Consider the following 13,094-nt stretch of genomic DNA (forward strand, 5'->3'; position numbering starts at 1 on the left):
AGAACATCCATCTCAGCAGGGCCACGAGCCCCTATACGCTTACGACACGAACCCGGCTTTCACCACGAACCACGGAGAGCCACCAATCGATCCAAGGACAACGACATCGCGTCAGGCTTACGGTGAGTCAGACCCAGAGAATGATGCCACCTACATTCTCACTGGCCGACGGCCATCAAAAACTTATGAATCTCGCCCCCACCGCCGGTCTTACGTAGTTCAGGTTAGGGAGCTGTTGAGGTCCTGTGGAAAAACTTCAGAGCAAGAGGAAACCCGAAAGCAATCAGTATGGGCAGGCACAATAACTCTGGTGCTATTCCTATTCCGACGCCATTGGAAGAGTAAGAAGCGACGAGGAGGCCGAGGATCACTCCGTATGAAAGCTCGAACGCCTGCACTCCTTGCTTGGGGGTTCGAGCCTGCCGTAGCTTTTCTGTCCGCGATTTAGCTGTCTGGACCAATGCCATTGTCGCCATCCCCCAGGTGAGGAGGAAGGCCCAACCCCCAGCAGCACCAACGCTGCCCTCCTCAGGCCGGAAACTATAGATTAGAACTGCGACGACGACGCCCGACGATGCTGAAAGCGCTTTGGGAAGTACGTTCATTTTCCTTGATGGTGCCTGGATAGTCATTTCTAAGTTCTCAATCCTGTAGTTAGCAATTGCTGCCAGCTTGGTATTCGCAGGCGCGTCTGGTGCAACAGGAGCTGTGGAGGTCGCTGACGCAAAAATTACACCAAATCAGCGCACATGCAAGGAACGGTCCCCACCAGCGGATTGATGCGGCACAGGGGCCGCAACAGTTCGCCAAACAAAACGTGTTCCAAGACTGGCAGCGGCATCGATTACACGCAGAACCGGCGCATGGGTTGCTGCTGGAACAGGCTGCTGCCGCAGTGACGACCTGTGACTCATAACCATTTTCAATGGTGGAAAGCAGAGCTATCGTTCCTGCATCACCTGCCACGTCGCGCCGCTCCGATTCGAGGGTGAATGCCTGGACCCTGGTTCTGACCTGACCATTCGGAAGCTGCATGCGTTGATAAGACGAGACTGAATCGCCATCAAAGTTCGCCACTATATGCAGCATCCCTCCACTCGATAAGTTGTGCACCGCTCCGACCGTGCCCTGCCTCTCGTGATCTGTGTCGGCCGTCTTGGTCATCGAGCGAGCCTGTTCCTGCAACCTGACGCCGATCGCTTTTGCATCTGACGATTTTGAGGCTGCTATACCCGCCAACGGCGATTACTCCATGGTTGCTGGCGAGTTCTGCCCTGATCTCCGTTGCGTCCATTTCCCGTCCGGAACCCTTCACCGGCGTTTCGCCATCCATCCATGGGTCAGCCTCTTTCATAGCGGCAGCGGCAGGCTTTGACCCTAGGAGGAGCGCCGCCCCAAGCACAGCCCCGACGCCACCCTTCACGAACGCACTCCGGGTCGGGCCGTTGGTGCTCTCGGAGCTTTTTTCGGACGAGTTGCCTAGGATCTGCGTCAATTTCAAAACGCTTCGGAGACCCAATCGGGTCAACGTCGCTGCGGCCATTCCGACTCCGACCCAAGCCTTCGCCCCCTCGTCAGTCACTTCGACAAAGGTAGGTTGTCAAGGGGGATTCTCTCCGAGAGCTTCTTGCCGCCAAGCTTTTATTTGAGGATCCGACAGAGGCAGAATATCGAGTCGTCCCTGAAGCGAATCAGCGGCGTCCTTTGCAAGCTTCGTACATTTTGAACACGAACCGTCATATCCCAGAAAGTGCTTCTTTGAATTCATGAGACTTTGTCACTCCTTTAGCCAACTGAGACCACCCCCATGGCGCCTCTTTTGAGCGATCTGAATGTGACCCCCCACACATCGACCGTTCCATAAGATTCTTGAAAGGGGAACCCCAGCTGATGCGTCTTCGACGGCCGCTACCAATCAGTCACCTGCTGCGGGAGCAGTCAAGATGTGCCGTTTTGTTGGCCTACAAGACCTCCAACCTTCATGTCTTCCCACTCGGCTTCGACTGCAGAATGAGCGTTACTGCCGTAAGCAGACATAACACTCGGATAATCCAACGAGAATTGATTCTGGTCCTCGGGGCGGTGAGGGACTGTCACCAAACCCCGCACCTATCCGCAAACTCGGTGATAACCACCAGCAGCGGATTACGGCTGAAAGTAGCTTTGACGTCGATCGATAGTAGATGCCGATACCCCGCAGAAACCCCTGATAGGGCAGTACTCTTACTCGAAAGGTCACCGGATCGACGCCGGTCGGAGCCACCAGCTAAAACCCCCGGACTATCCGGGGGTTTTTTCTTTTTAACCACCCTCCCACGCAAGTGTCGTCGCCACATTGGGGCTCGCTGTCTGTAAGGCTGGTCCTTGACGGCAAAACATGAACCGTGCTTCACTTATTGCGTACACGGAGGGGAGTATCCCCTGATTGTCCCGTCGTCATTACGGCCCCTTAGAGGCCCGGCGGACAGGCCCTGCTAAGGCTGGGAGAGACCTCCGATCGATTCGATCGGAGGAATTTCTATGGACGTCCCATTCTGGATCTGGGCTACGGTACTCGGCTTCATCGTGGTCATGCTCGCTATCGACCTTCTGGCTCACCGGAGGGCTCACGTTATCGGGGTTCGGGAGGCAGCTGCCTGGTCAGCTGTGTGGGTGGCCTTCGGGGTCGGGTTCGGTGTGCTGGTCTGGATGAACTGGGGCGCTGAGTTCGGGCAGCAGTATTTCGCAGGGTACCTGATTGAAAAATCCCTCTCGGTAGACAATGTCTTTGTCTGGGCTATCATCTTCAGCTACTTCGCTGTCCCCCGAGAGTTTCAACATCGGGTCTTGTTTCTGGGTGTGCTGGGCGCACTGGTCTTCCGGGCAATCTTCATCGCCGCCGGTGCCGTGTTGATCCAAAACTTCGCCTGGATCCTCTATGTCTTTGCGGCCTTCCTGCTCTACACCGGATATCGCATGATCCGGCAGCGAAACGACCACTTGAACCCCGAACAATCCCTGGTGTTGCGCGGGTTCCGCCGCTTCGTGCCGATGACCGACGCGTATCACGGACAAAAGCTGCTGGTACGGCGCAACGGGGTACTGCTGGCCACTCCGCTTCTGGCGGTGCTGGTGTTGATTGAGTTCACCGATGTGGTCTTCGCCGTCGACTCGATCCCGGCGATCTTCGCGGTTACTGACGAGGTGTTCTTGGTCTTCACCGCCAACGCCTTCGCGATACTGGGTCTTCGCGCCATGTACTTCCTGTTGGCGGATCTGATCCACCGTTTCATCTACTTGAAGGTCGGGTTGGCCCTGGTGCTGATTTGGGTCGGCATCAAGATGCTCCTCAAGATCGACCTGTTCTACATCCCCACTGCTGTCTCGCTGGCGGTGGTTGCAACGATTATCACGGTTTCCGTCGTCGCCAGCCTGCGCGCTACCCGAGGACAGGGACGCAAATCTATCCCCCAGCCAACCGATCCGCCCTTCCGGGTCGCGACGGAGGAAGAGGACGCGGAGCTTGAGTCGATCTGGCGCCGGCGCCGGAAGGAGCTCTCCGGGTCCTCAGCCGACCCCGGAGACGCCGGCAGAGATGCTGAAGAGAGCATTCGCGAAACCACCGACGAGGTGGACCCGGAGTCGGCGTCCAAGGGTGGTGGCGCACGATGACCCGGGATGCAGCCAATGTGTATCGCCCCGTTGCCGCTATCATCACCCACGATTCAGATGTGAGAGTCCTGGCGCATAGTGCAGTTGGGGTGGCATCAGAGTTGGGCTGTCCGCTGCTCTTTTTCATACCCCTCCAGCGTCCCCCGTTCACCGCCGACCCGGCGATCGTAGCGAGATTGTATCAGCGAGCATTGCGTGACGCCGAATCCCTGGCAGCTTTGGCGCGGCCAATACTGGACGCGGCGGGGTGCTCCAATTCGACGCGCGTTGTCTGGCACGGCAGCTGGTCGCTCAGGCGTTCACGTCCCGCCCCGACGGCGGCCCTGGCTCGTGCAGTACGCAAGTCGGGTGCTCCCGCCGTCGTCACCCCCCTTGACCTACCCACGCGACTCATCCGTGGTGTAAAGATCGTTCGCCTGGATGCATGGGGGACCCGCCCAACCCAGGACTTGTTCGAAGCTACCCCCGGTACGTCGAAGGAAAGGAGTACTCCAATGTCTGGAGTAAACAGCACGAGCGCGGCAATGGAGAACCCGGCCGCTGGGGCGACGACCCCTAATCCGGTCCCCGCCCAACGTCCACCCTGGACGTTTCTCACTAATCACAGTCACGTACTTCTGGCTGTGACGGCGAACTCCCGCGCCCTCGTCGAGGACATCGCTGACACTGTTGGCATCACGGCCAGAGCAACATTGCACATTCTGGCGGACTTGGAAGACGCTGGCTACCTCCAGCGGGTGCGGGAGGGCCGCCGGACCCGATACGTTGTCCAGCCCACCCAGCACTTCCGTCACCCAGCCACGGCGCATCAGGAAATTGGTGCGCTCCTGGCAATCTTCACACCGACCAACGTCACCCCACCCAAGGAATCGTCATGAGAAACCGAGTCACTGCGCTCATTGGCTCTGTCCTGCTGATCTTCGGCGCTCTGTCCCTCACCGGTTGCGACGACACGCAACTCCCGCAGGTGCCCGGAGTGGGAGATGAAGGCGGTGGGGAAGATGCCAACGAAAACGAAAACGAAAACGATGAGGGCGGGGACGAAAACGGAAGCGATGAGGACGGGGATGAGGACGACTAGTCGCGAGGGCAAAATGAAGCAGCGACGGGCCGCAACAAAGGTCAGCGGAGAGCCATGATCATTGCTCTTATCGGTATTGACGGGGCTGGTAAAACCACTGCTGGAAAGTTGCTGGCAGAACAGCTCCGGACCGCTGCCTATCCCGCAACCTTCACCGCAAACCCATCCGGGCGGAGGACCCTGGCCGCGTGGTCACGTCGACGCGAGCTTCAGCCGCCGGTGGCCTTGCTTGACGCAGTAGAGACTGGCATTCGCTGCGTCAACGTGCTGGTTTCCCACCTGCGCGCCAGACGCAGCTCGGGCGCCGTCATCATGGACCGCTATCTCTACTGCCAGCTCGCGCTGCGCCGCGTCCGAGGCCTACGTGAAGGATGGTTCCTTACCCTGCTCCTCAAGGCCCTTCCCACTCCGGATATCGTTTTCTACTTCGATGTTGATCCGGAAATCGCACATGCCAGGATCGATAGCCGGGCCACGGACCTCGAAACCCTGGAGCACCTCGGTGCGTTCGATCAGGCCTATAGGGGCCTGCCACAGTTTCCGGCCTTCATCGTTATCGACGCGACTCAGTCCACCGAACAAGTCGTCGAGAGTGTCTTGCGGGAACTCGGAGTGTGTGGTCTGGGGCTTCAGGCATGAATCAGCACCGCGGATCGCAGGATGCTGCGCGGTTAGGCAGTTATTACCGCCGACCTGGATCAGGGAGCAACGTTGAACTCTTCGCCTGGCTGTTCATGCGCTGGTCGGGCGCGCTCCTCCTGGTAATGATTTTCGTGCATCTCTTCGTGAACCTTGTGCTGGGCGACGGCATCCAGCAAATCGACTTTGCGTTTGTGGCCGGGAAATGGGCAAACCCCTTCTGGCAGTGGTTCGACCTCGTCATGCTCTGGCTCGCCATGCTTCACGGAACCAACGGCCTCAGGATCATCATCAACGACTACACCGAAACCTCCCGGGCGCGTCTGCTGCTCAAGACGGTCCTGCTCGCCTGTTCTCTCGCTATCATCACCCTCGGATCACTAGTCATCTTCACCTTCGATCCGTGCCCTGACAACGCCGCGATCACCTCTCTGCCCGATTTCTGCCCTTAGAAGTGCGTGGGAGCGGAGGTGGTTCCGCTTCAGTACTTCCTATCCGAAAGGTCACCGCACCGACGCCGAGGGTTATCGGGTGCCGAGGGTTACCTGCTGTGGGCCAACGCGAAAGCCCCGCGCCCCGGACTGCGGGGCGCGGGGCCTTCGGGTAAATACCCTAGACGGGGTCTACCTAGACGGTGTCTGGACGGGTGTCATCGTCCTGGTTCTGGAACGGAGGGTCCTCAACCTTGGCCGGGTTGCCCCCGCTGGGGCCGGTGGCTGCTGAACCAGTGGCTGCTGAACTAGAGGTCGTTCCCTTGGCGTCGTCGGCACTGTCGCTGCGGTGCAGTGCACTGGAGACTGACTCCTTGGCCTTCTTGACGGCGCCGCCAGCCTGCTCCTGCACCTCGGGCATCTTGTGCTTCAAGGTGGAAGCGGTATCGGCAACAGTCTCCTGCACCTTCGGGTTGTTCCACAGTTCGTCCGCTTTGGTCTTCAGCTTGTCGTAGCTGTCCCTGCCAGCGCGCGAGCCGAGCACATAGCCGGCGGCCATGCCTGCTGCGAATACAAGTTTGTTCTTCATGATGGTGCTCCTGTCTGATCGTCCCGGGTTCTTATTGGCCGGATGAGTCGCCTGCTGCAGCCGACCCGACCAATCTTATAAGCAACCTTAGTTTATCCGAGGTGGATCCGATAGGCCGCGTCAACGCCGCCCGGCCTGGAGGGCAAGCTGGAGTTCGAATCGGATCTGGGGGTTCTCCAGATCGTCGCCGAAAGCTTCGCGAAGCTGAAGGAGCCGGTACCCAACCGTCTGCGGATGAATTTCCAGTTCGGCGGCAATGGGTGCCCGCTGCCCCCAGTGCCTCAGCCAGGATTGGAGGGTCTCCACGAGTCGCTCCCGCTGGGCTGGCCGCAACCCGTCCAGCGGCGCCAACCGACGCTGCGCCAGTTCGGTGATTGCAGTGGGCTCAGCGCCAAGAATGACCTGTGCCAGATGTTCATCGGCCCAGATGGGGGGATCATCCGGCCCCTCACGCGGGGGGAAGACTGTGGCGGCCAGGACGGCCAACCGCAACGAGTCGGGGACCCGCTCCCAACCAGAGGCCGGTCCAACGGCGGCCGACCGTCCCCGCAGTGCCTTCGATAGCTGGCGGCGGGCCGTTGGGGTGTCGCGGGTGGGGATCAGGACCACCGCGTCGGTTTCCCGTTCCACCAACAGGGAACCGGGGTCGAGTTGGCGGCGCAGTCCCGCGGCCCGGTCAAGGGGCAGTGTGACCACAGTCATCTGTGCAGGCAAAGCCCAATCAGCCATCGACGCCGCCTGCCGCAGCGCCGCCTCGTCTGCCTGCCCGAGCAATAGCAGTTCCAGCAGTTCGGTCCTGCGCCGATCGACTGCCCCGGCACGTTCGGATTGCTCATACGCGTACGCCTCGGCGCTCACCGCCGAGAGCTCGTCAATATAGGCGAGGATTGATTCGCCAAGGTTCACCACCACTTCGAGCCCCAGATCCTGCTTCATCGAGATCCGCGACATTTCACGGAAGGTGACCCGGGCGCCCATCCGGTAGGCGCTCAGCAGGGCATCCATGCTGCGACCCTGCCGGAATTCCCCGCTCCCCAGGCCCGCAACCAACTGCCTGCTTTCCTCGGATAATGCGGGCAGTCTGGTCCCGGGCAACTGCAGGAAACGCTCAAGAGCTACCGCAACTCCGCGCCGTAGGCCCCGCCCGAAGCGCCCCTCAATGGGCCTCGCATAAGTCGGAACCAGCTGGGGTACCGCCTCGATGATCGCTTCGACGACGCCCGGCATCAGGGGGCGCAGCATGGCGCTGATCTCCTCGGGTAGGGCAAGCCAGGGCGGCTCCAACGCGATACTCGCGGCGTCAGGTGTGGTGGAACTCATGCAGTGCCTCGAGGATTGTTTCGAAGGGATAGTTTCCTTGGCTTAATCGTATGTCCTGCTAGGAGAACTAGGGCGATCGTTATTCTAGACTTGGTGGATGATTCGGCTCCGTCAGCTTGCTCGCGCCGCATCCGTTCTGATCACTCCTCTCGCCCCTGAAGACGTTCTAGCGCTCTTCAACCCGGTGTACTCGAGCCGTCAGCTGCGCGGTGTGGTTACTAAAGTCGTGTCCGAAACGCCCGATTCGGTCACCATCCACTTTCATCCCGGGTGGGGTTGGAAAGCGCATCAGGCTGGCCAGTGGGCCCGTATCGGTGTTGAGCTGGATGGGGTTCGCCACTGGCGCTCCTATTCGCTGAGTGCCGCAGCCGGGGCGGATCCTGCCATTACGGTGACCGATGCCGGCGCAGTCTCGGGCGTCCTGGTGCGCAATACCAAGCCAGGCGATGTCCTGTTCCTCGCTCCTCCGCAGGGCGAGTTCGTTCTCCCTGAGCACCCCCGCCCGCTGCTTATGCTGACCGCTGGTAGCGGAATCACTCCAGTGATGTCGATGGTCCGGACCCTGGTGCCACGACGCCCGGACGCCGACGTCGTTCTGATCCACTCGGCCAGGACGCCGAAGGACAGCCTGTTCCTGGAAGAGCTGAACGAGCTGGCCGACCAGTTCTCCAACCTTCGGGTAACCCACCTGTTCACGGCTGAGCGGGGCAGGCTGGATTTTGGATCCGACGCGGAGTTGGAAGAGCTGTGCTCAGACTGGCGTGAACGTGCCGCCTACGCCTGCGGCCCTGAGGGATTCCTCGATGACGCGGAGGCTCTATGGGCGTCCCAGCCCATGCTGCCTGTGGGCCAGGAGGTTTCGGAGGGGAGTACGCTCACCATCGAGCGCTTCAGCACCAATCTCGCCGGCGGCGACGGGCACGACGGCGGATTGGTTCAGTTTGAGGCGTCCGACCGCGAAGTCGAAGCCGACGGCGATACACCCCTGCTCGACGTCGGCGAGGATGCTGGCGTCCTGATGCCCAGCGGATGCCGGATGGGCATTTGCCACAGCTGTCTCACCCCGTTGCGTGCCGGCCAGGTCCGCGATCTTCGCACGGGGGAAGTCCATGGAGAACCCGGCCAACTAATTCAGACGTGTGTTTCGGCAGCAGCCGGACCCGTCAATCTGGACCTTTAAGGAGCACCACCGTATGACGACACTGACCGAACGTACTCAGACGAAGCCCACAGCGACCCGGCCCGGGGCGCTCGCAGCAACCGGGCATCCGCTGGTGAGGCCACCAGCAGCAGCGCATCTGTCCGATGAACAAATTGCGGAGCTGGGTCGTGAGCTTGATGCAGTCCGCGACGAGGTGCTCGCCAAGCGTGGAGCCACCGACGCCGCTTACATCCGGCGGGTCATTAAAGTCCAGCGTGGTCTGGAAATCGCGGGCCGGGCTTCGCTGTTGGTGGGCCGCAACAAGGCCGCATGGGTGGCAGGCACCGCGATGCTCAGCGTCGCCAAGATCCTTGAAAACATGGAAATTGGGCACAATGTGCTCCATGGCCAGTGGGATTGGATGAGGGATCCTGACATTCACTCCACCACCTGGGAATGGGACTTCGTGACTCCTGCCAGGTCCTGGCAGCACACCCACAATGACCTGCACCACCGGTGGACCAACGTGGTGGGCAAGGACCGGGACGTCGGCTACAACCTGCTGCGCATGGATGCCGATCAGCCGTGGACTCCCTTCAACCTGGGCAACCCGCTCTATAACGCGATCCTGGCGCCAGTCTTCGAGTGGGGAATTGCACTCTACGACCTGGAGATCCCCGAGTACAAAGAGGGCTTGAAGTCCAAGGAGGACATGTCGCGGGACCTCAAAGCGGTCGGCGTCAAAGCGGTCAAGCAGTTCACCAAGGACTACGCTGCCACGCCGGCTGTCGCGATGCTGACCGGTTCCGGAAAGCAGGCCCTCTACGGCACGCTCGCCGCCAACGCGATCCGCAACGTCTGGGCCCACGCGGTGATCTTCTGCGGACACTTCCCTGAGGGCACTGACACGTTCACCGAGGAAATGGTCGAAGGTGAGACCCGCGGCGATTGGTACGTTCGCCAGATGATCGGTTCGGCCAACATCTCTGGCTCCAAGTTCATGCACCTGATGACCGGCAACCTGTCGCACCAGGTAGAGCATCACTGCTTCCCAGACCTGCCGTCGAACCGCTACGCCGAAGTTGCTGTGAAGGTCAAGGAAATCTGCAACCGCTATGGCTTGCCTTACACCACCGGCCCCCTGCCGAAGCAGGTCGCGTCAACCTGGGCGAAGGTCTTCAAGCTGGCGCTTCCCGAAAAGGGACGGTTCTCGCTGCGTCAAAAGGTCACCGCCTAACGTTTGGTGAGCTCCCGCTCATACGGCGCCCCGGTCGAGGAGAAGACCGGGGCGCTCGTACGTTAAGTAACATGTCAGTGGGAAATCAGATGAATCGGGAGATGCCTGGGTGTTGGGATCGCGTGTCACAGTTGCTGCCGTGTGCGCACTTGCCTTCTCGCTCACCGGTTGCGGTGGCCCCGGCCCTGAGCCGGAAGGCACCGCCATCGAACTTCCGGACCTCACCACTGACCCTCCCACCACTGACCCTCCCACCAACGAACCTTCCACTCCAGCGGGGGATTCCCTCACCGAAACCGCGGACCCGGGGAGTTCTCCCAGTTCCACGTCACCTGACAACTCAGAGGACAACGGAGCCGCGAGCACCAGCATGAAGGACTGCGTCATGGTGGCAGCCGGGGTGTCCTCCATCCTGCTGGCGCCCCTGAGCTTCCTGGGATCGTCGGACGATGAAACGGTCGAACGGCTCCACAATCAGATCGATGATGTGCGGTCAATGGTCCCCCCGGAGTTGGCTGACGATTTCGACCGGCTACAGGAGGTGGTCACGTCCAGCACAGACAATGGGGGGAGCTTCGACGAAACCTCCTACCGGGAGGCCGTGGCGCCCGTCGAGGAGTGGCTGCACGAGCACTGCAACAAGCCCCTTCACTAGTTGCAGTCGACGGGCGCGCCCGGGCCATGCCTTCCGGGGCAGGTACCCGTTAGGCTGGGCTCAACGAAAGGGTGCAAAACCGATGGATGAGAACAGGACGCCACCACCCAGCCACCGACCGGCTGAGCCGCTTCCCGGCGTCGCAGACGGGGCGCTCCCGCGAGTGACCGGGGCCACCGTCAGCAAAGCTGATGCGACCGGTGGGAAAACTACCATCGCCGATCCGGCGGTCGCCAAGGTCGCCGCCATTGCTGCCAGGAAAGTTCCAGGGGTTTTTAGTCTCGGCACCGGGGCCGGTAGGGCGTTGGGTGCGATCCGCGACGCCGTCGGCGGCAGCGACCTGAGCCAGGGTGTGCAGGTGGAGGTGGGGGAGACCCAGGTGGCGGTGGACGTTGTGCTGGTGGCTGAGTACGGTTACCCACTCACGACCGTTGCCGACCAGGTGAGGTCGGCTGTCTATCAGGGTGTCCAGGAACTGGTAGGGCTGCAGGTTATCGAGGTGAACGTGGAGATCACCGATGTTCACGTTCCCGGCCTCAACGACCCCAAAGCTCCCGACAAATCCCGACCCGCAGCTAGTTAGGCTATCCCTATGACCCCCACCGTAGTTGGCATGGCGCTTGGCGCCGTCCTCGCATTCACTGCCCTGATCTTCGGGTTCTGGGGATTTCTCCTCATGACCCTCTTCGTTGCGGTGGGCGCACTGCTGGGTCGGGTTGCCGAGGGCAAACTGGACCTGGCCAGCGTCCGCGACGCTCTCACAGGCCGACGCTCCTCCTCGTGAGCGCGGCACCACCGGGCCTTGCAGGGCACAACCGGATCAGTACTCAGGCGCTCACCAGTACCGCGCGGGCGGTTGCCGCCGACGTCTTCGGTGTTCCCGCCCAGCAGATCCGTGCGAGCTGGTCGGACGACCAGGGGCTGCTGGCATTGCGCCTCGCGCTTCCCATCGGAGTTCCATCCCTCACCCGTACGCTTCAGGATCCGTCCCTCGTCACCGGGGTGGGTGGATCGATCTGGGACCGCACCCACGCTGCGAAGGCCCTCGTGCTGCAACAGGTAGCCCAGCTGAGTGGTTCACGGCTGAGCCGGGTCGACATCCGCATTACCGGCATCAGGGTGGCTGAGGGGGGACGTGCCAGATGAATGACCGCACTGCCCTGCTGACCCGGAAGGTGGTCCGCCGTGAACTGCATTCATCGCGTGCACTCCCAGCGATCGCTGTCGCCGTCCTGATCTCAATTATCTGCCTCTACGTGATGTTCGAGGCCGTGCTGAAGGCAACCGGCCAGAACGCCTGGCTGACCAGCCCGGAGCAGGTGGCAGCGTGGCTGGGGGACCTGCCCGATAGTGTCCAGTTGGCCCCGCTCGTAGTCGCCGGCTTGCTGGTGTTTCTGATTGGCCTCCTATGCTTTCTGAGTGCCGTCCTGCCGGGACGCAGGGCTCGCCATGCCATTCCCAACCAGCGCACCGGGATCGTTGTCGATGCTGAAGTGCTCGCCTCGGCCCTGGCCCGCCGCGCGCGGGTGGCCGCCGGGGTGACCCCCGATCAGGTGCTGGTCACCGTGGGGCGTCGGGCCGTCGATGTTCAGGTGCGCCCGACGTCGGGCGTGCCGGTCGACGTCGAACGTATCCGCAGCGTCGTCGAGGACGAATTGCGGCTCACCTCGGTCGAGCCGGTCCCGGCGGTGCGGGTCGCCGTCGCAACCTCAGGGGTGATCGGGCAGTGAATCAGACACCACGGATCCTCAATCGGCTGTTGCTGGGTCTGATCGGCGCCCTCTTGATGGCTGTGGGGGTGGCGACAACTCTGTTGATGTTCCCCGCGGCCGCCCGTTGGTGGCGCTCGGTTGCCGTTGAGCTCGGCGAGGGAATCGACGGGTTGCTGCAGCAGACCACGCTCGATGGACAACGCGATAGCTGGCTCTGGATCGTGCTGGCGCTCGTCATGCTGCTGATCGTGGCGTGCATGGTCGGTTGGATCGCCGCGCAGGGGCGTGGGCGGTCCGGAACATTGGCTCAGGATGATAACCCTGCCGATGCCAGCGGGGAGGCTGCCGGCCGGGTGATCATCAACGGGTCGGTCGCGGAGCAGGCGCTGAAGGCAGCCCTGCAGGAGCGCGGGGACCTGGTGAATGCAGCGGTCACCACCTATGTCTTCGATGGGGAACCGGCACTGAGGATCAGGGTCTTCCCACGATCGGGGGTGTCCCCGCACGAGGTGGCGACCGAAGTCACCGACCTGGTCGAGGCCCTCGACCTTCTGGTGGGACGCCAGACGCCGGTGCTGATCAGCATCAGCGCCGGCGCCCGGACCCGTTTCACCCGGACGGAACGGGTGCGCTGACCA

The 13,094-nt window shown here is 61.6% G+C and carries 15 protein-coding genes; 13 read left to right on the forward strand and 2 right to left on the reverse strand.

Annotation, left to right across the window (positions count from 1 at the left end):
* Positions 1-2,520 precede the first annotated feature (2,520 nt).
* The 5 genes from ABD059_RS00005 to ABD059_RS00025 all read left to right on the forward strand — a co-directional run bounded on the left by ABD059_RS00005 (position 2,521) and on the right by ABD059_RS00025 (position 5,823).
* Positions 2,521-3,651 (forward strand): TerC family protein, encoded by a 1,131-nt coding sequence (locus ABD059_RS00005; RefSeq protein WP_343876924.1) that lies wholly within the window; start codon positions 2,521-2,523, stop codon positions 3,649-3,651.
* A 524-nt stretch (positions 3,652-4,175) separates the two neighbouring features.
* Positions 4,176-4,529: a helix-turn-helix transcriptional regulator gene (locus ABD059_RS00010; protein ID WP_343877030.1), complete on the forward strand. Its 354-nt coding sequence runs from the start codon at positions 4,176-4,178 to the stop codon at positions 4,527-4,529.
* Entirely contained in the window at positions 4,526-4,732 is a 207-nt protein-coding gene (locus ABD059_RS00015; protein ID WP_343876925.1) for a hypothetical protein, read from the forward strand. Before ABD059_RS00010 ends, ABD059_RS00015 begins: the two co-directional genes overlap by 4 nt.
* Positions 4,733-4,786: 54 nt before the next feature.
* Entirely contained in the window at positions 4,787-5,371 is a 585-nt protein-coding gene (locus ABD059_RS00020; protein WP_343876927.1) for a dTMP kinase, read from the forward strand.
* Positions 5,368-5,823 carry a succinate dehydrogenase hydrophobic membrane anchor subunit gene (locus ABD059_RS00025; protein ID WP_343876929.1) on the forward strand — a complete coding sequence of 152 codons (456 nt, stop codon included), beginning with the start codon at positions 5,368-5,370 and terminating at the stop codon, positions 5,821-5,823. The genes ABD059_RS00020 and ABD059_RS00025 overlap by 4 nt, the downstream gene beginning before the upstream one ends.
* A gap of 175 nt (positions 5,824-5,998) precedes the next feature.
* Here ABD059_RS00025 and ABD059_RS00030 read toward each other — a convergent pair whose 3' ends face one another.
* Together ABD059_RS00030 and ABD059_RS00035 are read right to left on the reverse strand one after the other, a co-directional pair.
* On the reverse strand, positions 5,999-6,391 hold the full coding sequence (locus tag ABD059_RS00030; RefSeq protein WP_343876931.1) for a YtxH domain-containing protein: 393 nt from the start codon (positions 6,389-6,391) through the stop codon (positions 5,999-6,001).
* Between the two features lie 120 nt (positions 6,392-6,511).
* Entirely contained in the window at positions 6,512-7,711 is a 1,200-nt protein-coding gene (locus ABD059_RS00035; RefSeq protein WP_343876933.1) for a PucR family transcriptional regulator, read from the reverse strand.
* A 97-nt stretch (positions 7,712-7,808) separates the two neighbouring features.
* Between ABD059_RS00035 and ABD059_RS00040 the strand changes: the two genes are divergently transcribed.
* The 8 genes from ABD059_RS00040 (at position 7,809) to ABD059_RS00075 (ending at position 13,091) form a co-directional block, all read left to right on the forward strand.
* On the forward strand, positions 7,809-8,891 hold the full coding sequence (locus ABD059_RS00040; RefSeq protein ID WP_343876935.1) for a ferredoxin reductase: 1,083 nt from the start codon (positions 7,809-7,811) through the stop codon (positions 8,889-8,891).
* A 13-nt stretch (positions 8,892-8,904) separates the two neighbouring features.
* Positions 8,905-10,089 (forward strand): fatty acid desaturase family protein, encoded by a 1,185-nt coding sequence (locus ABD059_RS00045; RefSeq protein ID WP_343876937.1) that lies wholly within the window; start codon positions 8,905-8,907, stop codon positions 10,087-10,089.
* A 139-nt stretch (positions 10,090-10,228) separates the two neighbouring features.
* Complete coding sequence (locus ABD059_RS00050) at positions 10,229-10,744, forward strand: hypothetical protein (protein WP_343876939.1); 516 nt, start codon at positions 10,229-10,231, stop codon at positions 10,742-10,744.
* Positions 10,745-10,826: 82 nt separating this feature from the next.
* Positions 10,827-11,327, forward strand: a complete 501-nt coding sequence (locus ABD059_RS00055; RefSeq protein WP_343876941.1) for an Asp23/Gls24 family envelope stress response protein — start codon at positions 10,827-10,829, stop codon at positions 11,325-11,327.
* 9 nt (positions 11,328-11,336) lie between these two features.
* Positions 11,337-11,528: a DUF2273 domain-containing protein gene (locus tag ABD059_RS00060; RefSeq protein WP_343876943.1), complete on the forward strand. Its 192-nt coding sequence runs from the start codon at positions 11,337-11,339 to the stop codon at positions 11,526-11,528.
* Positions 11,525-11,890 carry a hypothetical protein gene (locus ABD059_RS00065; protein ID WP_343876945.1) on the forward strand — a complete coding sequence of 122 codons (366 nt, stop codon included), beginning with the start codon at positions 11,525-11,527 and terminating at the stop codon, positions 11,888-11,890. The genes ABD059_RS00060 and ABD059_RS00065 overlap by 4 nt, the downstream gene beginning before the upstream one ends.
* Entirely contained in the window at positions 11,887-12,474 is a 588-nt protein-coding gene (locus ABD059_RS00070; RefSeq protein ID WP_343876947.1) for a DUF6286 domain-containing protein, read from the forward strand. The genes ABD059_RS00065 and ABD059_RS00070 overlap by 4 nt, the downstream gene beginning before the upstream one ends.
* Positions 12,471-13,091, forward strand: coding sequence for a hypothetical protein (locus tag ABD059_RS00075; protein WP_343876950.1), 621 nt, complete (start codon positions 12,471-12,473; stop codon positions 13,089-13,091). Before ABD059_RS00070 ends, ABD059_RS00075 begins: the two co-directional genes overlap by 4 nt.
* The last annotated feature ends 3 nt before the right edge of the window (positions 13,092-13,094 follow it).

This window comes from Arthrobacter flavus, assembly GCF_039526005.1.
Lineage (GTDB): Bacteria > Actinomycetota > Actinomycetes > Actinomycetales > Micrococcaceae > Arthrobacter_D > Arthrobacter_D flavus.